The sequence below is a fragment of the Pseudomonas sp. JH-2 genome (assembly GCF_036231725.1).
Classification (GTDB): domain Bacteria; phylum Pseudomonadota; class Gammaproteobacteria; order Pseudomonadales; family Pseudomonadaceae; genus Pseudomonas; species Pseudomonas delhiensis.
In genome coordinates, this window is sequence record NZ_JAZAQP010000032.1 from 14,929 (window position 1) to 34,222 (window position 19,294).

The window sequence follows — 19,294 nt, forward strand, 5'->3', positions numbered from 1 at the left end:
TTCGCGTCCTCAGGCCGTGGCCAGGTTGGCCTTGGGCAGGTAGTGGAGGACGCGCTTCTCGGCCCAGACCACGGCGGCATAGGCGAGCACGCCGATGACGGTCAGCGCGACTATGGTGACGAACACCCCGGCGGTGTTGCCCTGGCCCTCGGCGTCCACCAGCAGGAAGCCCAGGCCCTTGTTGCCGCCCACCAGTTCGCCGACGGTGACGCCGATGACCGCCAGGGTGGAGGCGATGCGCAGGCCGGAGAACAGGGCGCTCATGGCCGAGGGGAACTCCACCAGGCGGAACAGCTGCCAGCGGGTGGCGCTGAGGGCGCGCACCAGGTTGATCATGTCCGGGTCGACGGTGCGGATCGCCGAGAGCACGTTGATCATCACCGGGAAGAACACGATGAGGATGGCGATGAGGATCTTCGGGTACACGGTGTAGCCCAGCCACATCACGAACAGTGGGGCGAAGGCCACCTTGGGGGCGATCTGCAGCGCCAGGATGTAGGGCGAGAGCATGGCCTCGGCGGCCGGCGACAGGCCCAGGGCGACGCCGATGACGATGCCCAGCAGGGCGCCCAGGGCGAAGCCGACGATGATCTCCAGGGTGGTGATCAGGGTGTGCTCCAGCAGGTTGCCGGTCTGCCACATGGCCACTGCTTCCCGGGCCACGCGGGTGAGGTTGGGCAGGACGAACTCGGGCATGCCGAGCAGGCCGGGGCCCCATTGCCAGAGGGCGAGGAACAGCACCAGCAGCACCAGGCTGCCGGCGCTCGAACGGGAAAGCGTCATGTCGGACTCCGGGGGATCACTGTTGCGCCAGGCGGGCGGCGTTGGCCTCGACGAAGCGGTTGGTATAGAGCTCGGCCAGCGGGGTGGCGCGCGGCACGATCTTCTCCTCGACGTAGAAGCGGGCGACGCTGGCCAGGCGCTGCTCGTCGATCTGCCCGGGGACCGCCTGGCCCGGGTACACGTGCTCGTCGTAGAGCTGGAAGATGCGCTCCAGCGAGGCTTCCTTGCCCTTGTAGGCCGGTACCGCGGCGGCGAAGGTGGCGGCGGCGCCCCTGGGGTCGGCCATGATGTCGGCCATGCCCCTGAGGGTGGCGCTGACCACGCTCTGGACCACCTCCGGGTGGTTGGCGATGGCGTCGTCGGAGGCGAGGATGGCCTGGGCCATGCTCTCGAACACCTGGTCCTGGGGCAGCAGCTTCGCCTTCAATCCGGCGTCCTCGGCGTTGACCACCCAGTCCGGCACCCCGGCCATGGCCTGGGCCTTGCCGGCGGAGAACAGCTGCCAGACGCCGGCCGGGCCGGCGGCCTGGATGTCCACGTCGTCGCGCCCCAGGCCGGCCTTGCGCAGCGAGGCGAGCAGGGCGTAGTAGGTGGTGTCGGAGTAGGACATCACCGTCATGGTCTTGCCCTTGAGCGCCTTCACCGAGTCGATGCCGCTGTCGCCACGGGCCGCCAGCAGGGTCACGCCGCCGCCGCCGAGCACCGCCACGGCCTTCACCGGCACGCCGTTGGCGCGCACCACGATGGGCGTGTCGCCGATGGCGCCGCCGACCAGGGCGTTGCCCGAGCCGATCTGCTTGGCCACGTCGACGCCGCCCTTGCCGGCGAGGAAGGTCACCTTGAGGTTCTCCCGGGCGTAGTAGCCCTTCTGCTGGGCGATGATCCAGGGCGCGAAGGCCGGCGAGCTGGGCGGCGCCGGCAGCAGGTAGGTGACTTCGGTGGGCGCGGCGCTGGCACCGAAGGCGCAGAGGGCGAGCAGCGGCCCGGCGAGGCGGGAGAGCAGGGTCTTGCGCATGAGTGGGTCCTCGTGCGGGGGTCAGTGGAGGGGGTCGTCGCCGACTTTCAGCAGGTCCATCAGGCGCCCGACCAGGGGGCCGGCGCCGGGCAGCTTGCGGCGTTCCAGGGGGTTGTCGCGGTGCGGCAGGTCGACCTCGATTTCCTCGATGATGCTGCCGGGGCGGGCGCTCATGACCAGGATGCGGTCGGAGAGGGCGATGGCTTCCATCAGGTCGTGGGTGATGAACAGCGCGGTCTTGCGCTGCTCGTAGAGCGTCTGCGCCAGGTCCTGCTGGAGAATCATCTTGGTCTGGGCGTCGAGGGCCGAGAACGGCTCGTCTAGGAACAGCACCTGCGGGTCGATGGCCAGGGTGCGGGCCAGGGCCGCGCGCTGGCGCATGCCGCCGGAGAGCTGGAACGGGTAGTGGTCGCCGAAGCCGGCCAGGTGGCATTTCTCGATCAGCCGCTCGGCCACCGGCCGCCGCCGCGCCGCCGGCACGCCCTGGATCTCCAGGCCCAGCTCGACGTTGCGGCGGATGCTGCGCCAGGGCATCAGCAGGTCCTTCTGCAGCATGAAGGCGACCTTGGCCACCGGCTTGACGACGCGCTCGCCGCCGACGAACACGGCGCCCTCGCTCGGCGTGTAGAGCCCGCTGCCCATGTTCAGCAGGGTGCTCTTGCCGCAGCCGGACGGGCCGATGATGGACACCACCTCGCCCTTGCGGATGCTGAAATTGAGCCCGCGCACGGCGAAGGGCGCATCGCGCTCGCCCTTCTTGGGGAAGCACTTGCCGACGTTCTCGAAGACGATCTCCACGTCGGCCGGCCGCGCACCTTCCCGGGCCTGCAAGGCGGGGTTTCCCGGTTCGACGACGGCGTACAGCTCTTGGGTGGCAGCCATGTAATTCATCTCACCTTGTTTCATATACGGTGCGTTGATTTATGCATGAACAATGCCACGTGATTTTTCTTTCGAAGAGCTTTGTTTATTCCTTATTAATCAAATAGTTGTGCGTTCCTGGTGTGAAACGCCTGCTTGTTTCACCGGTGGAATGGTTTTTACGAAGCATTGGGAAATTTCTGCACAGCGAGGTAGCAGATTGGCTGCGGGTGCTACCTATCAGTGCGCCATCAGGGGGCGCGGCGGGAGAGGCGGCTGGTAGCGCGAGGGGATTTTGCAGGAGCGAGCTTGCTCGCGAACCGCTCCCGCAGCGGGGCCCGTTCGCGAGCAAGCTCGCTCCTACGAGGGAATGCCTGCCCGCGGGGCGGGCGGCGTGGGGTCAGAACTGGTAGTTGACCGTGGCGGTGACGTTGCGCTTCTCGCCGAAGTAGCAGTAGTCGAGGTTGTAGCAGGAGGCCACGTAGTCCTTGTCCAGCAGGTTGTTGGCGTTGAGGCTGACGTCCAGGCCCTTCATGCCGAGCTTGCCGAGGTCGTAGCCGATGCGGGCGTCGACCAGGGTGTAGTCGGGCACGCGCAGGGTGTTTTCCTTGTCCGCCCAGGTCTCGCCGACGTAGCGGGCGCCGCCGCCGATGCTCAGGCCGTCCAGCGGGCCGGCGTCGAAGGCGTAGTCGGCCCAGATGGAGGCCATGTGCTTGGGCGCCTGGTTCGGGGTGTGGCCCTGGTTGCCATCCAGCGACTTGGTGTAGGTGATGTCGGTGTAGGTGTAGCTGCCGAGCAGCTTCAGGTTCCGCGTCGCCTGGATGTGCGCTTCCAGCTCCAGGCCCTGGGAGCGGATCTCGCCCACCGAGGTGTAGAAGTTGTCCTGCGGCTCCTTGGTCGCCACGTTCTCCTGGGTGATGTGGAACAGCGAGGCGGTGTACAGGCTGGCGCTGCCCGGCGGCTGGTACTTCAGGCCCAGTTCCCACTGCTTGCCCTCGGTGGGCTCCAGCGGGGTGCCGTCCTGGTCGGAGTAGGCGTTGGGGTTGAACGACTCGGAGTAGCTGACGTAGGGCGCCACGCCGTTGTCGAACAGGTAGAGCACGCCGGCGCGGCCGGTGAATTTCTTCCAGTCGTCGTCGGCCTTGCTGCCGGTGCTGCGGTTCTTGTCTTCCACCGTCACCCAGTCCTGGCGCATGCCCAGGGAGAAGCGCCAGTGGTCCAGATCGATCAGGTCCTGGGCGTAGACGCCGGTCTGTTCCAGGCGGCGGGTGTGGTTGTCGTCCGGGTAGTAGCTGATGGCGCTGTCGCCGTACACCGGGTCGAAGGCGTCGATGGGGGCCACCGAGCCCGAGGACCAGTCCACCGAGGTGTGCCGGCGCTGGTAGTCCAGGCCCATCAGCAGGGTGTGGCGGGCCGCGCCGGTGGCGAATTCGGCCTGGGCCATGTTGTCGATGATGTAGGCCTCCAGGCGCTCGCGGGCGCCGGAGAAGTAGCGCGTCAGTTCGTTGCTGTCCGGCGCGGTCCAGCCGTAGCCGTAGACCTGCGCCAGGCTCACGTCGGACTGCAGGTAGCGGAAGTTCTGCCGCGCCGACCAGACGTCGTCGATGCGGTGTTCCAGCTGGTAGCCGAACATGCGCTGGGTGCGGTCGAAGTCGTCGACGTCGGGTTCGCCGTCGAAGAACTCGCGGTCGATCTTGCGGCCGTTGTGGTGGTACAGCGCGCCGTCGGCCGGCACGCCGCTGTGGTAGCCGCCGTTGGGGTCGTGCTGCAGGTAGCCCTGGAGGGTCAGGGTGGTGTCGTCGCTGAAGTCGATGGCCAGGCTCGGGGCGATGGCGTAGCGCTCTTCCCTGGTGTGGTCGAACTGGGTGTCGGCGCCCTTGCCCAGGCCGACCAGGCGGTAGGCGATGCGCTTCTCGTCGTCCAGCGGGCCGCTGAAGTCGAAGCCCAGTTCCTTCTGCTGCATGTTGCCGACGCTGGCGGTGACCTGGTGGTAGTCCTCGTACAGCGGCTTCTTGCTGGTCAGCGCCACCAGGCCGCCGGGCAGGCTGCGGCCGTAGAGCACCGAGGACGGGCCTTTGAGCACGTCGATGCGTTCGAGGAAGTACGGGTCGATCTGCATCGAGCTGAAGGTGCCGCTGTCGCCCATGGCCTTGAGGCCGTCCAGGTAGATGTTGTCCACGCTGTTGTCGGCGAAGCCGCGCATGACGATGTAGTCGTAGCGGTTGGAGGCGCCGACCTGGCCGGTGAAGATGCCCGGGGTATAGCGGATGGCCTGCTGCACGGTCTTCGAGCCCTGGTCGTCGATCTGCTCGCGGGTCACCACCGAGACGCTCTGGCTGGTTTCCAGCAGGGCCTTGGAGGTCTTGGTGGCGATCTGGCTGTGGGTGGCCAGGTAGCCGTCCTCGCTGCCCAGCGCGTTGCCCAGGGCGAACACGCTGGTGGCGGGCAGGGCCAGGGCGTCCTTGGGCCCGGCGGCGCGCAGCACGTAGCTGCCGTTGCCCTGGTCCTCGGCCTGCAGCGGTGTGTCGGCGAGCAGGCGGGCCAGGCCCTGGTCCACCGAGTAGGTGCCGTTGAGGCCTTCGGACTGCAGGCCGGCGGTCTGCTGCGGGGTGGTGGAGAGGGTGATGCCGGCTTCGCGGGCGAAGCTGTTGAGCACCTCGCCCAGGGGGCCGGCAGGAATGGCGTAGGCGCGGCTGCGGGTGATGCTGGCGGCGTCGGCGGCCCAGCTGGTCAGGGGCAGGGCGCTGCCCAGGGCGGCGCAGAGCAGGGCGCCGCGCACGGCGATGGAGAGGCGGCTGGCGGGGGAGTTCGGGGCGGGAGATCGGGCCGGGACTGCACGCATGGAGAGGTATCCGTCAGGGCGGGAAATGGGAGGGTTTATCTCCATGCCGGGCCAGCGTGGAAAACCCGACAAAAATAATTCTCATCCGCGAAAAATGTTTCCGATGGCGCCCATGCGGCTCTTCGTAGGAGCGAGCTTGCTCGCGAATGGAGTTTCCAGGTGGCTTAGGTGTTTTGGTTTGACCCCGCCCCCTCTCCCCAGCCCTCGGCTGCGCGCCTCGCCCTGAAGGGAGAGGGGGCTAGTCCGTGCCGAGAGAGGTGATGGTTTCAGCCGGAAACCTTCGGTGCTGCCGGCTAACTCCGAAATCCCCGAACACACCGAACGGTCCCCTCTCCCTTCAGGGAGAGGGTTAGGGAGAGGGCGCTCTCATGCCAGGCGCCGACACGACCGGGAAACTCCGTTCGCGAGCAAGCTCGCTCCTACAGGGGAGTCCGGTTCAGGTGCGGGCCTCGACGGTCACCCACCAGTCGCTGCGGCGCATGACCCGTACCGGCAGGGTGCGCGGCAGCAGGTCGAGCAGCTTGTCGGTGTCGTCCAGGCGGAACACGCCGGACAGGCGCAGGTCGGCCACCAGCGGGTCGCAGCCGAGGTGGCCGTGGCGGTAGCGGGCGACCTCGGCGAGGAAGTCGGCCAGGCGCATGTCGCGGCTGACGATCAGGCCCTCGGCCCAGGCGCTGCTGTCCATGCCGGTGGCGGCCAGGGGCGTGGCGCCGTCGGCGTCGACGCGGTAGCGCTGGCCGGCCTCGGCCACCGTGCGGGCCTGGCCGAGGCGGCGCGGGGCGATGGCCACGGCGCCCTGTTGCACGCTGAGCAGGCTGTCGTGGGCATCCTGGCGCAGCACGAAGCAGGTGCCCAGGGCTTCGAACAGGCCGTCGCGGTTGCGCACACGCAGCGGCCGGGCGGGGTCCTTGGCGGTGCTGACGAGGATTTCGCCGCGCTGCAGGACCAGCAGGCGCTGTTGCGGGGCGAAGAAGACGTCGACGGCGGTGTCGGTGTTCAGCAGCAGTTTGCTGCCGTCGGCCAGGACGAAGCGCTTGCGCTCGCCGACGCCGCTGGCGTAGTCGGCGCTCCAGCGCTGCCAGGGGCCCAGGTCGCGGCTCAGCCACAGCGCGGAGCCGCCCAGGGCGACCAGCGACAGCAGCTTCAGGGCCTGGCGCCGCTGCAGGCGCTGGCTACCCTTCTCCAGCGTCTCCAGGGCCACGCGGCTGCCCGGCACGCTCTGCAGGCCGCTGCGCAGCTCCTGGTTCAGCGACTGCACGCGCTGCCAGGCCAGTTCATGCTCGGCGCGCTGGGCGCGCCAGTGGGCGCAGGCTTCCTGCAGCAGCGGGTCGGCGCCGCCGGACAGGCGCAGCATCCACTGGATAGCCTGCTTGACCACCCGGGCGTCGGGCTGCAGTTCGGCGCTGGCGTTCATTCGGCGTAGCGCGCCTGGTAGCAGTGGAACAGCGCCTCGGCCACGTAGCGCTCCACCGAGCGCACGGAGACGCCGAGCCGTTCGGCGACCTGCGCATGGGGCAGGCCTTCGCACTGGGCCAGGAGGAAGGCGCTGCGCACCTTGGGCTTCAGGCCGTCGAGCAGGCGAGCGATGCTTTCCAGCAGTTGCAGGAGCATTTCGCGGGTTTCCGCCGAGGGCGCTTCCGCTTCCGGCAGGTGGGCGATGGATTCCAGGTAGGCGCGCTCCAGCTCCTCGCGGCGCCAGTGGTCGATCACCAGGCCGCGGGCGATGGTGCGCAGGAAGGCGCGCGGGGTGCGCAGCTCCAGCAGCTCCTGCTTGAGCAGCAGGCGCAGGAAGGTGTCCTGGGCCAGGTCGGCGGCGTCCGCGGCGTTGCCCAGGCGGCTGCGCAGCCAACCGTGCAGCCAGCCGTGGTGGTCGCTGTACAGCCGGTCGATGTCGAGGGTGGAGGAGGCCATGGCGGCGCCGGAAAGATGAAGAATGATAATCCGTCGCATTTTCATCAACGCGCTGGCCATTTGCAAGCGGGGCCGAACTTCCAGGGACGTAGGGCGGATAACCGTCCGCGGTTATCCGCCGATACACCTGCCTCAGCGATACCAGCGCGGCGTGTACACCCAGTCGCCGCCGCCGGCGCGGGGGAAGCGGCGGGTGAGCGACGAGCCGATGATCACCAGGGTGCGCATGTCCACCATCTCCGGCTGCAGTTCGCCGAGGGTGAGGCTGCGCAGCGCCTCGGCCGGGCGGCCGATGTCGCGGCCGAGCACCACCAGGGTTTCCGCCGCGCGGTGCTGGCGGACGATCTCCAGGGCACGGCCCAGCTGCCAGGGGCGGGCCCTGGAGATGGGGTTGTAGAAGGCCATGGCCAGGTCGGCGGCGCCGGCGTGGTCGAGGCGCTTTTCGATTACGTCCCAGGGCTTGAGGTTGTCCGACAGCGAGATCAGGCAGAAGTCGTGGCCCAGCGGCGCGCCGGCTTTGGCCGCGGCAGCCAGGGCGGCGGAGACCCCGGGCAGCACCTCCAGCTCGACGTTGTGCCACTCGGCATCGGCGCTTTCGTGCAGGGCCTCGATGACCGCCGCGGCCATGGCGAACACCCCCGGGTCGCCGGACGACACCACTACCACGCGCCGGCCGCCGGCCGCCAGCTCGAAGGCATGGCGGGCGCGTTGCATCTCTTCGCGGTTGTCGCTGCAGTGGCGCACCTGGTCGGCGCGCAACGGCTCGGCCATCTTCACGTAGGTCTCGTAGCCGAGCAGGTCCTGGGCTTCGTCCAGGGCGCGGCGCACGGCCGGGGTCATGTGCTCGGCGGCGCCGGGGCCGAGGCCGATCACGCTCAGGCGCCCGCGCGGGCGGCCGATGGCGGCGGCCTGCGCGGGGGATTCGGCGAGGCGCAGGTGGATGCCCTCGTGCGCGCCATGCACGGGTGGCAGTGGCTCACCGGCGACGAAGCGCAGCGGCACCCCGAGGGCCCGGGCGGCTTCCGCCAGGCGCGCGTCGGCCATGTGCCGGCGCGGGGCGAGCAGGGCAGCAAGGGCGGCCGGGGCCAGGTGGGCGTGCGCCAATGCCTTGTGGACAAGTGCGGCGAGGTCGTCGACCGGCGCCTGCACTTCGGCCAGGACCTGGCGCGGGTGGATCAGCAATTCGTCGCGCTGTGCCGGGCGTGCCTCGCAGGTCACCCGCACGCGGCGCCGGGCATCCTCGGCCAGCGGCAGGCGCGCCGCGGCCAGCCAGGGGGCGTCGCCTTCGATGCGCAGGCTCTCGCCGCCGAGCAGGTCGGCGACGAAGCGCTTGCCCTGCTCGATGTCGGCCAGGGCATAGCCTTGCGGCGGCTCCAGCAGGCAGGCGCCGAAGCGCAGCTCGCCGCTGGTGGTGATGGCCGGCGCCACCTCCAGCGCGGCGGCGATCTCGCGGGCCAGGCGGTTGACCCCGGCCAGGCCGCCGAGCAGCGGCACCACCGCGCTGCCGTCCTCGGCCACGGCCAGCACCGGCGGCTCGGCGCCTTTTTCCTGCAGCGCCGGGGCCAGGCTGCGGATGACGATGCCCGCGGCGCACAGGGCGATGATCGGCGTGCCGGTGCGGTAGAGCGCACGCAGGGTGTCGCCGAAATCCTGGTAGGGCTCGTCGGCGCCCTCGACGCGACCCTGCAGGCCGTGGATGCGCGCCTGTGGATAAAGCGCCTGCACGCGCCGGGCGGTGGCCAGGGCGTTGGCACCGAGGATGACGATGGCGGGGGAGGCGTTCATCAACCGCGCCACCTCTGCCCGGGGATCACCACCATGGAGAAATAGGGCGAAGCCATCGGGTCCACCTCGTCCAGCGGCACGATGCGCTGCTCGCGCATGGTCGCCCGCTCCACGTAGTGCGCGCCGTCGTCGCGGCCCAGCGCGCGGAGCACGCGGCGGACCTTGTCGAAGTTGCGCCCGAGCTTCATCACCACCGCCGCGTCGGCGCTGGCCAGGCGCTGCTTCAGCTCGTCTTCCGGCAGTACGCCGGAGAGCACCGAGAGGCTCTGGTTGCGGTACACCAGCGGTACGCCGAGCACCGCCGCGCTGCCCAGCATGGAGCACACGCCGGGCACCACTTCGCTCGGGTAGCGTTCGGCCAGGCGGTCGTGCAGGTACATGTAGGAGCCGTAGAAGAAGGGGTCGCCCTCGCAGATCACCGCGACGTCGCGGCCGGCGTCCAGGTGCCGGGCCACCTGCTCGGCGGCGGTGTCGTAGAAGTCGCTGATGACGGTCTCGTAGGTCAGCGGCGGCTCCAGCTTCTCGGTGGTCACCGGGTACACCAGCGGCAGGCGCTCCTGGGCCTGCCCCAGGTGCTGCTCGATGATGCCGAAGGCGTTGCCGCCCTGGCCCGCGTGGTGCTTGGCCTTGGCCACGAAATAGGCGACCACGGGGGCCGACTGCAGCAGGCGCAGGGCCTTGAGGGTGATCAGCTCGGGGTCGCCGGGGCCGACGCCCAGGCCGAGCAGGCGGCCGCCCATCATTCCACCTCCGTGGCCAGGGCGTTCACCGCGGCGGCGGCCATGGCGCTGCCGCCGCGGCGGCCGCGGACGATCACGTAGGGCACGCCGCGGCTGTCGGCGGCCAGCAGCTCCTTGGATTCGGCGGCGCCGACGAAGCCCACCGGGAAGCCGAGGATCAGCGCCGGTTTCGGCGCGCCGGCGTCGAGCATTTCCAGCAGGTAGAACAGCGCGGTGGGGGCGTTGCCGATCACCACCACGCTGCCTTCCAGGTGCTGGCGCCAGTGCTCCAGGGCCACCGCCGAGCGGGTGTTGCCCAGCTCGCGGGCCAGGGCCGGGACGTCCGCCTCGTTGAGGGTGCAGATGACTTCGTTGTGCGCCGGCAGGCGCGCGCGGGTGATGCCCTCGGCGACCATGCGCGCGTCGCAGAGGATCGGCGCGCCGGCCGCCAGGGCCGCGCGGCCGGCGCTGCCGGCGCCGGCGGAGAAGCGCAGGTCCTGCACCACGTCGACCATGCCGCAGGCGTGGATCACCCGCACGGCGAGCTTCTCCAGGTCGGCGGGGATGGCCGAGAGGTCGGCCTCGGCGCGGATGGTGGCGAAGGACTGGCGGTAGATCGCCTGGCCGTCGCGGATGTAGTCAAGCATCGGGGAAGACTCCGGGGTCGCGCAGCCGGTCGGCCGCGGCGTCGAGGGACAGGTCGCGCGCCAGCGGCTGGCCGAAGCCGGCGTGGCCGGGGGCGCGGCGGTAGAGGTCGTAGCGGCCGTCGGCGACGGCCAGCAGGGTCAGGGGCGCCACGTGGGCGGCGGCGCAGGAACGCGGGCAGCCGCACAGGTGCACGCTGGGCGGCAGCGGCGCGCCCAGGCGTTCGGCCAGGCGCAGGGCGTCGGCCTTGGTGTCGGCCAGGCCGCGGGCGCAGCCGCTGGAGCCGCTGCAGGCGACCAGCCGGGACAGCGGCTGTTCGGCCGAGGTGATCAGGCCCAGGCTGTCGAGTGCGGCGAGCACGGCGCTGGCCCGCGCAGCCGGTACGTTGGGCAGCAGCAGGCCCTGCCAGGGTGTCAGGCGCAGGCCGCCGTCGCCTTCGCACTCGGCGAGGCCGGCCAGTTCGCGCAGCAGCCCGGCGTGCAGGCGGCCGAGGACGAAGCCGGCGCCGACGCTGCACAGGCCGCTCTGGCGCTGCGGGCGGATACCCAGATGGGCGAAGGGCGCGACGGCGGGGCGACGCCAGTCGGCCACGTCCTGTTGCAGCGGCAGGTCGAGGCGCGCCAGCAGGTCCTCGGCGGGAAGGCTTGTCAGCAACTGGCGCATGCGCGAGACGCCTTCGCCGGCCAGGTCGAGGAACAGGTTCAGCAGCGCCTCGACCAGGGCCGGCACCTGTTCGCTGGCGATGGCGGCGAGCGCGGGTCTGTCCTGCGCGCGCACTGGCGGGCAGCCGGCCAGGCCGAAGGCGAAGCGCCCGGCGTCCATGGCCGACAGCCAGATGTCGTGGGGGTGTTCCAGCATCGCCAGGCCCTCGCCGCCATCCAGCTGCAGGGCGAACTTGGGCGACAGGCCGTGGAAGCGCGGGTTGTCCTGCAGCAGGTCGAGCAGCATGGCGGCCAGCGGCGAGACGTCCAGGGCCTGGGCCGGGTCGAGGCCGGCGGCGGGGCTCAGCAGCAGGTTGCGCACGTCATCGGCGGCGGCGACCCGCGGGCCCAGCCCGGCCTGCAGCAGCTCGGTGGACAGCGCCGTGCCGGCGCCTTCGTGCACGCCGCGGATCTGCAGGTTGGCGCGGTTGGTCGCCTCCAGCACGCCGTCGGCATGGCGCTCGGCGGCACGGGCGATGGCCCTGGCACCGGTGGCGTCGAGGCGCCCGCCGGGCAGCTTGATGCGGCAGATGCCGCCATCGCCGGAGGCGACCACGCGCAACAGCCCCGGGCAGGGCGACGGGCGGATTTCGACAGGGGGGACGGGCGGCTGGCTCGGCACAGGGTCACCATGGCTGGGTCGCGGTGACCTTGCGGATCGCCCCACATATGGGAAGACCTACAACATCGATACACCCCGCTCGATGCTTGCACGCGCGACTGGTCCCGTCGGCAGGTCTCCTGGCTGGCAGGTCGTCGCCCGACGCGGCCTTCCCGGTCTCCCAGTGGCCAATGACGCGTGGACTCGCTGCTTACAGTTGCGGGGGCAGCCGCGCTTGGATGGCTCCTGCGCGTTCCCTCTTCGGCCCTGATGGGCACCGACGAAGGCTGTATTATGCCCGCTTTGCCCGACCCCTTGAAAACCCTGCCCGTCGGAACGCCGGCGGCGCGGTGTCGCAACCTGCGAGGACTTCCCATGACGCCCTGGCTGACCATCGTCGGCATCGGCGAGGACGGCTACCCCGGCCTCGGCAAGACCGCCCGCCGCGCCCTGCTGGCGGCCAGCGAAGTGTTCGGCGGCGAGCGCCAGCTGGACCTGCTGCCGCCGTGCATCGGCGCGCAGCGCACGCGCTGGCCGAGCCCCTTCGACATGGCCCCGCTGCTGGCGCGGCGCGGCACCCCGACCTGCGTGCTGGCCAGTGGCGACCCGCTGTTCTTCGGCGTGGGCGCGAGCCTGGCGCGGCAACTGCCGGCGGCGGAAATGCGCGTGCTGCCGGCGCCGTCCTCGGTGAGCCTGGCCGCGGCGCGGCTGGGCTGGGTGCTGCAGGAAGTCGAGCTGCTGTCGTTGGTGGGCCGGCCGCTGGCGGCGCTGAACCTGCGCCTGCACCCGGGGCGCCGGCTGCTGGTGCTGAGCGCCGATGGGCGCAGCCCGGCGGCGGTCGCCGCGCTGTTGCGCGAACGCGGTTTCGCGCCGAGCCGGCTGAGCGTGCTGGAGCACTTGGGCGGCGAGCGCGAGCGGCGCATCGACGGCCTGGCCGCCGACTGGTCGCTGGAGGAGGCCGCCGCGCTCAACGTGCTGGCCATCGATTGCGTGGCTGGCGCCGATGCCCGGCGCCTGCCGCTGACCCCCGGCCTGGCCGACGACGCCTACCGCCACGATGGCCAGCTGACCAAGCGCGACGTGCGCGCCGTGACTCTCGCGCGCCTGGCCCCGGAGCCGGGTGAACTGCTCTGGGACGTCGGCGCCGGCTGCGGCTCCATCGGCATCGAGTGGATGCGCGCGCACCCCGCGTGCCGGGCCATCGCCATCGAGGCCGACGAGGGCCGCCTCGGGCACATCGCCCACAACCGCGACGCCCTCGGCGTGCCCGGCCTGCAACTGGTGGCCGGGCACGCGCCCCAGGCCCTGGAAGGCCTGGAGGCGCCGGACGCCATCTTCATCGGCGGCGGCGTCACCGTGCCCGGCGTGCTGGCGCTGTGCTGGGACAACCTCAAGCCCGGCGGGCGCCTGCTGGCCAATGCCGTGACCCTGCAGAGCGAGGCGGCCCTGGTCGCCTGGCGCGAGCGCCACGGCGGCGAGCTGGTGCGCCTGCAGGTGGCCCAGGCGCAGCCCCTGGGTGGCTTCGACACCTGGCGCTCGGCCCTGCCGATCACCCTGCTGGCGGTGCGCAAGCCGTGAGCGGCAAGCGCATCCTGCTGCTGGGCGGCATCGGCGAGGCCCTCGCCATCGCCCGCCGCCTCGGCCCTCGCCACCTGTACAGCCTGGCCGGCCTGGGCAAGGTGCCCGACGACCTCGCCTGCCAGGTGCGCGTGGGCGGCTACGGCGGCGCCGAGGGCCTGGCGGCGTTCATCACCGCGCAGGGCTATGACCTGTTGCTCGACGCCACCCATCCCTATGCCGCGCAGATCAGCCACAACGCCATCCGCGCGGCGCAGTTGGCCGGCGTACCCTGCTGGGCCCTGCGCCGTCCCGGCTGGCAGCCCGGGCCTGGTGACGACTGGCGCGAGGTGGAAGGCTGGGCGCAACTGATCGTGGCGCTGGCGCCGTTCCGCCGGCCGCTGTTCACCCTGGGGCGCGAGCCGCTGGAACACCTCGGCGAAATTCCCGAACATCAGTTCTGGACCCTGCGCTGCCTGCAGAGCCTGCCAGGCACCGAGCGCGCCGAGGTACTGGGCGCCCGTGGGCCCTTCAGCCTGGAGGGCGAGCGCGAGCTGTTCGCGCGCCTGGACACCGACGTGCTGGTGAGCAAGAACAGCGGCAGCCAGGCCACCGAGCCGAAGCTGCAGGTGGCGCGCGAGCGGGGGGTGCCGGTGTTGATCCTGGCGCGGCCGGAATTGCCCGAGGTGGATCGGCAGTTCGATAGCGTCGAGGTGCTATGGGCAGCGCTGGAGCCGCTTCTGTAGGGCCGGGTTCGCGAGCAAGCTCGCTCCTACGAAAAGCACAGGTGCATCGCCTGTAGGAGCGAGCTTGCTCGCGAACCGCTCGCCGACACATTGCCGAAGCTGGAGCTGTACGAGGTGGATCGATAGCGCCGATTGGCGCATGAGAGCCCCTCTCCCCAACCCTCTCCCGCAAGCGGGAGAGGGGCCGTTCGGCGTGGGCGGGTTGTCCGGCGTCAGCCGGCGCGATCGACGTGGCGGGGGCGCCGGCGTATAACCGCGAACGGTCATGCGCACGACGCGAACAGGGAGTGGCGGAATGTTGCGAATCCTCGGCAAGGCCTCATCGATCAACGTGCGCAAGGTGCTGTGGACCTGCGCCGAGCTGCAGCTTCCCTACCATAGGGAAGACTGGGGCAGCGGCTTTCGCGCCACGGACGCGCCCGAATTCCTCGCCCTCAATCCCAATGCGCTGGTGCCGGTGCTGGTGGACGGCGACTTCGTGCTATGGGAGAGCAACGCCATCTGCAGCTACCTGGCCAGCCAGTACCCGCGCGACGACCTGCTGCCTTCCGCGCCCCGCGAGCGGGCGCGGGTGGAGCAGTGGATGGGCTGGCAGGCCACCGAGCTGAACAATGCCTGGCGCTACGTGTTCATGGCGCGGGTGCGCAACAGCCCGGCGCATGCCGATGCCGCGGCCCTGGCCGCCGGTGAGCGCGAGTGGGTGCGGCACATGCAAATCCTCGACGCCCAATTGGAGAAGACCGGCGCCTACGTCGCTGGCACAGCCTTCAGCCTGGCCGACATCGTCCTCGGGTTGTCCGTGCAGCGCTGGTTCATGACGCCGCTGCCGCGCCCCGAGCTGCCCGCGGTAGCTGCCTACTACGAGCTGCTGAGCCGGCGACCTGGCTATCGCGAGCATGGCTGCAACGGGCTGCCCTAGGTTTCGACGAAGAACTCGTTCGGCCCACCCGCGTCTTCCCATGCATTCTGGGCCCTTTGCATGGTGGCTTGCAGCTGTCCCTGGCTGCGGTAGTCGTAGCGGTTGGTATGGAAGAAGACGGCGATGAAGTCTTCGCCATACTCACGCGTCTGCACTGGAATCTCCAGCAGCAGTACACCATTGCCATTCTCGTCGCGCGCACTGTCCAGTGTTGCGGCCAGTCGTCGGCCTTCGCTGCGCATCACTGCGGGCAGCATCAACAGCTGATGCTTGCATAACAGTTCGGATATTTCCCCGGTATCAGTTTCCCGGTAGAGAATCGCTACTGTCGTCATGATGGTCTTCCTGGGCGCTGGAATATGTAGGTTTACGAGGGTAGCTGGGTCTTCCAGGGAAGTTCGCTGATGTGCCGGTAATCCGCTTCCAGTTCCGCGGCCAGGTGTTGCGCACGGCCGAGGCGCACGGGGCCGCTCTCGATGTCCACCAGCAGGCTGGCGCAGGGCAGGGGCGCCAGGGGCGGGCAGTCGCTCAGGCGGCCGTCGGTGACGATCAGCAGGCGCTGGCGTTCGCCGGGCTTGTGGCGCTGGCGCTTGTCCAGCCAACCGCGGGCCTGGGCCAGGGCCTCGGGCAGCGGCGTGCCGCCGCCGGCGCCCAGGTCGCGCAGCCAGTCGCGCAGTTGCGCCGAAGCCTTCTGCCCCTGCCACAGCCAGCGCGGCTGCTGCCCCGCGGCATGCAGCACGGCCAGGCGCGCGCGTTGCCGGTAGGCCAGCTCGAAGACCTCCGCCAGCAGGCCCTTGGCCTGGCCCAGGGCGCCATGCCGGCGGGTGCTGGCCGAGGCGTCGACGATTACCAGCCAGAGTTCACGGGGTTTGGCGCTGCGGGCGCGCAGCACCAACTGGTCACGCCGTTGCGGGCGCCCGCGCAGCAAGGTGGCCGGCCAGTCGATGCGCGAGTGCGTACCCTGCCGGCGGGCGCCGCTGCGGCCGCCGGCGGACTGGCCGGGTGTGGGGCTGGCATCCGCGCCTGGGGCCGGGCGCGGGCGGATGCTCAGGGCTTTTTTGGCCAGCGCGGCAGTTCGCGGGCGGCGCCGGCGGGCACGGCGCGGGGCGGCAGTTCGCCCCACTGGCCTTCGTTCTGTGTGCCTTGTTCGGGTTGGTTGGCGGCAGGGGCCTGAGGCGCCTGCGGCTGCGCCGGTGGTGGCGGCGCATGGCGGCGGCGGTGGGCGAGGGCGAAGGGCTCCAGGGCGTCGATATCCTCCTTCTCGATGCGCTCGGCGCCGCGCCAGGCGGCATGGGCGCGGGCGCCGCGCAGCCAGACGATGTCGGCGCGCAGGCCGTCCACCCCGGCGGCGTAGCAGCGCTCGGCGATGGCCTGCAGCGCGGCGTCGTCCAGGGGAATGCCGGGCAGGCGCCGGCGGGCCTGGGCGCAGCGCTGGCGCAGGGCGTCCTGCTCGGCCTGCCAGTGGCCGAGGAAGGCCTGTGGGTCGGCGTCGAAGGCCAGGCGGCGGCGGACGATCTCGGCGCGCTCGGCCGGCGCCGGCGTGCCGCCCAGCTCGACCTTCAGGCCGAAGCGGTCAAGCAGCTGCGGGCGCAGCTCGCCTTCCTCGGGGTTCATGGTGCCGATCAGCACGAAGCGCGCCGGGTGGCTGTGGGACAGGCCGTCGCGCTCGACGTGGTTGACGCCGCTGGCGGCCACGTCCAGCAGCAGGTCCACCAGGTGGTCGGGCAGCAGGTTGACCTCGTCGACGTAGAGCACGCCGCCGTCGGCATTGGCCAGGATGCCCGGGGAGAAGCGCACGCGGCCCTCGCCCAGGGCGGCGTCTAGGTCGAGGGTGCCGACGATGCGTTCCTCGCTGGCGCCCAGGGGCAGGGTGACGAAGCGCCCGCCGTCGAGCAGGTCGGCCACGCCGCGGGCCAGGGTCGACTTGGCCATGCCGCGCGGGCCCTCGATCAGCACCCCACCGATGGCTGGGTCGATGGCGGCCAGGCACAGCGCCAGTTTCAGGTCGTCGGCGGCGACCACGGCGGCCAGGGGGAAGTGCGGTTGCATGGGGCGTTACCTGCGGCGTGCCTGGGTGGGCTTGAACGGCGAATGGTAGCGAAGCCGGCGCGGGCGAGCGAGGCGCCATCGATGAAGGCGATAGGAAAGGATGATTGAAAGCCCGGCGCCGATACGGTAGCTTGGCCGACATCTTGTGGAGATAACCATGCCGTCCAGCCTGTCCATCCAGTCCCTCGCCCGCCCCGGTGCCCTTGGCTCCGCGGTCGTTCGCGCGCAGGTGCTGGCCGCTGCCGCCGGTTATTTCTTCTATGGGTATTGGTTTAGCCACAGGCGCGCCTGATACCCCACAGGCGCCCTAGCAAGCAGGGTCGCCAACCAGACAGCTTCACGAAACCCCGGTCGGCAACCCGACCGGGGTTTTTGTTTTTCCGGCCCACAAGGCCAAAGCACTTCAACCAGAGGATCGAAACATGACCGCCTACACCACCTACCGCTATTACCGCACCTCCGACTGGCGATTTAGCAGCCGTACCGCTGCCACACCCGAACACCTCAGTCGAACACTCAGATAGCGCCGCGCGCGGCCACGACCGCGCCGGCCAAGGATGCCAGTCCATGAATTCCTCCGTTTCCGCCCTGATCCGCAACGACCTGCCGCAGTCCGCCGAAGTCCTCGAACTGCCGCGCCCCAGCCTCCGCCGCCGCGAACAGCCGCTGCCGAGCCCCGCCGAACTGCGCCAGCGCCTGCCGCTTTCCGCCGCCCTGGCCGAACGCGTACAGCACGACCGCCAGGCCATCCGCGCCATCCTCGACGGCCGCGACCCGCGCCTGCTGGTGGTGGTCGGCCCCTGTTCCCTGCACGACGCCGATTCCGCCCTCGACTACGCCGAGCGCCTCGCCGCCCTGGCCCCCGAAGTGAGCGACCAACTGCTGCTGGTGATGCGCGCCTACGTCGAGAAGCCGCGCACCACCATCGGCTGGAAGGGCCTGGTGTACGACCCGCACCTGGACGGCAGCGGTGACATGGCCGAGGGCCTGGCGCTGTCGCGGCGGCTGATGCTGGGCATGCTCGAACGCGGCCTGCCGGTGGCCACCGAACTGCTTCAGCCGCTGGTGGCCGGCTACCTCGACGACCTGCTGGGCTGGGCGGCCATCGGCGCGCGTACCAGCGAGTCGCAGGTGCACCGCGAGATGGTCAGCGGCCTGGATCTGCCGGTGGGCTTCAAGAACGGCACCGACGGCAGCCTGGGCATCGCCTGCGACGCCATGCGCTCGGCGGCACACCCGCACCAGCATTTCGGCATCGACGGCCTGGGCCGCCCGGCGCTGGTGCAGACCCTCGGCAACCCGGACACCCACCTGGTGCTGCGTGGCGGCCACGGCGGCCCCAACTACGACGTGGCCAGCGTGCGCGCGGCCCGCGAGGGGCTGGAGAAGCAGGGCATCCCGGCGCGGATCATGGTCGACTGCAGCCACGCCAACAGCAGCAAGGACCCGCTGCGCCAGCCGGCGGTGCTGGCCAGCGTGCTCGACCAGCGCCTGGGTGGCGATGCGTCGCTGCGCGGGGTGATGCTGGAGAGCCACCTGTTCGACGGCTGCCAGCCGCTGAAGGGCGAGCTGCGCTACGGGGTTTCCATCACCGATGGCTGCCTGGGGTGGAGTGGGACCGAGGCGTTGTTGCTGGATGCGGCGCGGCGGTTGCGGCGGGGGTAATCGTAACGGTGGTGGGCTCGGCGTAGGGCGTATAACGCTCCGCGTTATACGCCGTTTATCCGACGTTTCCGTGTGCTCCGGGGGCCGTCACGGAGCCGCTGTCTTGGGGCGCTTCGGGTTCGACCGGGAAGCCGGGCATGAGGTGGGTGTAGCGGCGTATAACCGCGAACGGTTATACGCCCTACGTTACTGGGTGCCTGTAGGCGCGAGCTTGCTCGCGAAGGGAGTTTCCCGGCCATGCCGGTGCCAGGGATGAGAGCGCCCTCTCCCTAACCCTCTCCCTGAAGGGAGAGGGGACCGTTCGGAGTGCGTGGGTATTTCGGAGCTAGCCGGCTAGTACGAAGTTGCCGGCTGACGCCAAATCCATTCTCGGCACGGACAAGCCCCCTCTCCCTGAAGGGAGAGGGGGCTATTCGGAGTGCTCGGGTATTTCGGAGCTAGCCGGCTAGTACGAAGTTGCCGGCTGACGCCAAATCCATTCTCGGCACGGACTAG

Annotated in this window: 17 protein-coding genes and 1 riboswitch; of the genes, 4 read left to right on the forward strand and 13 right to left on the reverse strand. The window is 70.5% G+C overall.

The window, feature by feature from the left end:
• Positions 1 to 9: 9 nt before the first annotated feature.
• The 10 genes from VV867_RS20535 to cobG form a co-directional block, all read right to left on the reverse strand.
• Complete coding sequence (locus tag VV867_RS20535) at positions 10 to 783, reverse strand: ABC transporter permease (protein ID WP_109936709.1); 774 nt, start codon at positions 781 to 783, stop codon at positions 10 to 12.
• A gap of 16 nt (positions 784 to 799) precedes the next feature.
• Positions 800 to 1,798 (reverse strand): ABC transporter substrate-binding protein, encoded by a 999-nt coding sequence (locus VV867_RS20540; protein WP_328567413.1) that lies wholly within the window; start codon positions 1,796 to 1,798, stop codon positions 800 to 802.
• A gap of 21 nt (positions 1,799 to 1,819) precedes the next feature.
• Positions 1,820 to 2,680, reverse strand: a complete 861-nt coding sequence (locus tag VV867_RS20545) for an ABC transporter ATP-binding protein (protein ID WP_275627784.1) — start codon at positions 2,678 to 2,680, stop codon at positions 1,820 to 1,822.
• A 379-nt stretch (positions 2,681 to 3,059) separates the two neighbouring features.
• Complete coding sequence (locus tag VV867_RS20550) at positions 3,060 to 5,501, reverse strand: TonB-dependent siderophore receptor (RefSeq protein WP_442965044.1); 2,442 nt, start codon at positions 5,499 to 5,501, stop codon at positions 3,060 to 3,062.
• Positions 5,502 to 5,937: 436 nt separating this feature from the next.
• Complete coding sequence (locus VV867_RS20555; protein ID WP_328567415.1) at positions 5,938 to 6,915, reverse strand: FecR family protein; 978 nt, start codon at positions 6,913 to 6,915, stop codon at positions 5,938 to 5,940.
• Positions 6,912 to 7,412 carry a sigma-70 family RNA polymerase sigma factor gene (locus VV867_RS20560; RefSeq protein ID WP_109936705.1) on the reverse strand — a complete coding sequence of 167 codons (501 nt, stop codon included), beginning with the start codon at positions 7,410 to 7,412 and terminating at the stop codon, positions 6,912 to 6,914. The genes VV867_RS20555 and VV867_RS20560 overlap by 4 nt, the downstream gene beginning before the upstream one ends.
• Positions 7,413 to 7,544: 132 nt before the next feature.
• On the reverse strand, positions 7,545 to 9,197 hold the full coding sequence (gene cobJ, locus VV867_RS20565; RefSeq protein ID WP_328567416.1) for a precorrin-3B C(17)-methyltransferase: 1,653 nt from the start codon (positions 9,195 to 9,197) through the stop codon (positions 7,545 to 7,547).
• Positions 9,197 to 9,937 (reverse strand): precorrin-2 C(20)-methyltransferase, encoded by a 741-nt coding sequence (locus VV867_RS20570; RefSeq protein WP_371921131.1) that lies wholly within the window; start codon positions 9,935 to 9,937, stop codon positions 9,197 to 9,199. Before VV867_RS20570 ends, cobJ begins: the two co-directional genes overlap by 1 nt.
• Entirely contained in the window at positions 9,937 to 10,563 is a 627-nt protein-coding gene (locus tag VV867_RS20575; RefSeq protein WP_275627779.1) for a precorrin-8X methylmutase, read from the reverse strand. The genes VV867_RS20570 and VV867_RS20575 overlap by 1 nt, the downstream gene beginning before the upstream one ends.
• Positions 10,556 to 11,884 carry a precorrin-3B synthase gene (cobG, locus tag VV867_RS20580; protein ID WP_328567417.1) on the reverse strand — a complete coding sequence of 443 codons (1,329 nt, stop codon included), beginning with the start codon at positions 11,882 to 11,884 and terminating at the stop codon, positions 10,556 to 10,558. The genes VV867_RS20575 and cobG overlap by 8 nt, the downstream gene beginning before the upstream one ends.
• 92 nt (positions 11,885 to 11,976) lie before the next feature.
• Positions 11,977 to 12,160: riboswitch (cobalamin riboswitch) on the reverse strand.
• Between the two features lie 78 nt (positions 12,161 to 12,238).
• Between cobG and cbiE the strand changes: the two genes are divergently transcribed.
• The 3 genes from cbiE to VV867_RS20595 all read left to right on the forward strand — a co-directional run bounded on the left by cbiE (position 12,239) and on the right by VV867_RS20595 (position 15,085).
• Entirely contained in the window at positions 12,239 to 13,441 is a 1,203-nt protein-coding gene (gene cbiE / locus VV867_RS20585; protein ID WP_328567418.1) for a precorrin-6y C5,15-methyltransferase (decarboxylating) subunit CbiE, read from the forward strand.
• Positions 13,438 to 14,166 (forward strand): cobalt-precorrin-6A reductase, encoded by a 729-nt coding sequence (locus VV867_RS20590; RefSeq protein WP_328567419.1) that lies wholly within the window; start codon positions 13,438 to 13,440, stop codon positions 14,164 to 14,166. Before cbiE ends, VV867_RS20590 begins: the two co-directional genes overlap by 4 nt.
• 295 nt (positions 14,167 to 14,461) lie before the next feature.
• Positions 14,462 to 15,085: a glutathione S-transferase family protein gene (locus tag VV867_RS20595; RefSeq protein WP_275627775.1), complete on the forward strand. Its 624-nt coding sequence runs from the start codon at positions 14,462 to 14,464 to the stop codon at positions 15,083 to 15,085.
• On the opposite strand, the gene VV867_RS20600 is transcribed toward VV867_RS20595, so the two are convergent.
• The 3 genes from VV867_RS20600 to VV867_RS20610 are packed head-to-tail and all read right to left on the reverse strand — an operon-like array spanning position 15,082 to position 17,134.
• The gene (locus tag VV867_RS20600) at positions 15,082 to 15,420 is read right to left on the reverse strand and encodes a hypothetical protein (protein WP_275627774.1); all 339 of its coding nucleotides are present in this window, start codon (positions 15,418 to 15,420) and stop codon (positions 15,082 to 15,084) included. The genes VV867_RS20595 and VV867_RS20600 overlap by 4 nt on opposite strands.
• A 32-nt stretch (positions 15,421 to 15,452) precedes the next feature.
• Positions 15,453 to 16,151 (reverse strand): vWA domain-containing protein, encoded by a 699-nt coding sequence (locus tag VV867_RS20605; RefSeq protein WP_425343517.1) that lies wholly within the window; start codon positions 16,149 to 16,151, stop codon positions 15,453 to 15,455.
• The gene (locus VV867_RS20610; protein WP_109933795.1) at positions 16,133 to 17,134 is read right to left on the reverse strand and encodes an ATP-binding protein; all 1,002 of its coding nucleotides are present in this window, start codon (positions 17,132 to 17,134) and stop codon (positions 16,133 to 16,135) included. The genes VV867_RS20605 and VV867_RS20610 overlap by 19 nt, the downstream gene beginning before the upstream one ends.
• A 567-nt stretch (positions 17,135 to 17,701) precedes the next feature.
• Here VV867_RS20610 and VV867_RS20615 point away from each other — a divergent pair.
• Positions 17,702 to 18,799: a 3-deoxy-7-phosphoheptulonate synthase gene (locus VV867_RS20615; protein WP_275627771.1), complete on the forward strand. Its 1,098-nt coding sequence runs from the start codon at positions 17,702 to 17,704 to the stop codon at positions 18,797 to 18,799.
• The last annotated feature ends 495 nt before the right edge of the window (positions 18,800 to 19,294 follow it).

Bases quoted from the DNA above. Each gene is read 5' to 3' on its own strand.
- VV867_RS20600 (WP_275627774.1), bottom strand. From the start codon at position 15,420: ATGACGACAGTAGCGATTCTCTACCGGGAAACTGATACCGGGGAAATA.
- VV867_RS20615 (WP_275627771.1), top strand. From the start codon at position 17,702: ATGAATTCCTCCGTTTCCGCCCTGATCCGCAACGACCTGCCGCAGTCC.
- VV867_RS20595 (WP_275627775.1), top strand. From the start codon at position 14,462: ATGTTGCGAATCCTCGGCAAGGCCTCATCGATCAACGTGCGCAAGGTG.
- cbiE (WP_328567418.1), top strand. From the start codon at position 12,239: ATGACGCCCTGGCTGACCATCGTCGGCATCGGCGAGGACGGCTACCCC.
- VV867_RS20535 (WP_109936709.1), bottom strand. From the start codon at position 783: ATGACGCTTTCCCGTTCGAGCGCCGGCAGCCTGGTGCTGCTGGTGCTG.
- VV867_RS20610 (WP_109933795.1), bottom strand. From the start codon at position 17,134: ATGCAACCGCACTTCCCCCTGGCCGCCGTGGTCGCCGCCGACGACCTG.
- VV867_RS20545 (WP_275627784.1), bottom strand. From the start codon at position 2,680: ATGGCTGCCACCCAAGAGCTGTACGCCGTCGTCGAACCGGGAAACCCC.
- VV867_RS20555 (WP_328567415.1), bottom strand. From the start codon at position 6,915: ATGAACGCCAGCGCCGAACTGCAGCCCGACGCCCGGGTGGTCAAGCAG.
- VV867_RS20540 (WP_328567413.1), bottom strand. From the start codon at position 1,798: ATGCGCAAGACCCTGCTCTCCCGCCTCGCCGGGCCGCTGCTCGCCCTC.
- VV867_RS20550 (WP_442965044.1), bottom strand. From the start codon at position 5,501: ATGCGTGCAGTCCCGGCCCGATCTCCCGCCCCGAACTCCCCCGCCAGC.
- VV867_RS20575 (WP_275627779.1), bottom strand. From the start codon at position 10,563: ATGCTTGACTACATCCGCGACGGCCAGGCGATCTACCGCCAGTCCTTC.
- cobJ (WP_328567416.1), bottom strand. From the start codon at position 9,197: ATGAACGCCTCCCCCGCCATCGTCATCCTCGGTGCCAACGCCCTGGCC.
- VV867_RS20560 (WP_109936705.1), bottom strand. From the start codon at position 7,412: ATGGCCTCCTCCACCCTCGACATCGACCGGCTGTACAGCGACCACCAC.
- VV867_RS20570 (WP_371921131.1), bottom strand. From the start codon at position 9,937: ATGGGCGGCCGCCTGCTCGGCCTGGGCGTCGGCCCCGGCGACCCCGAG.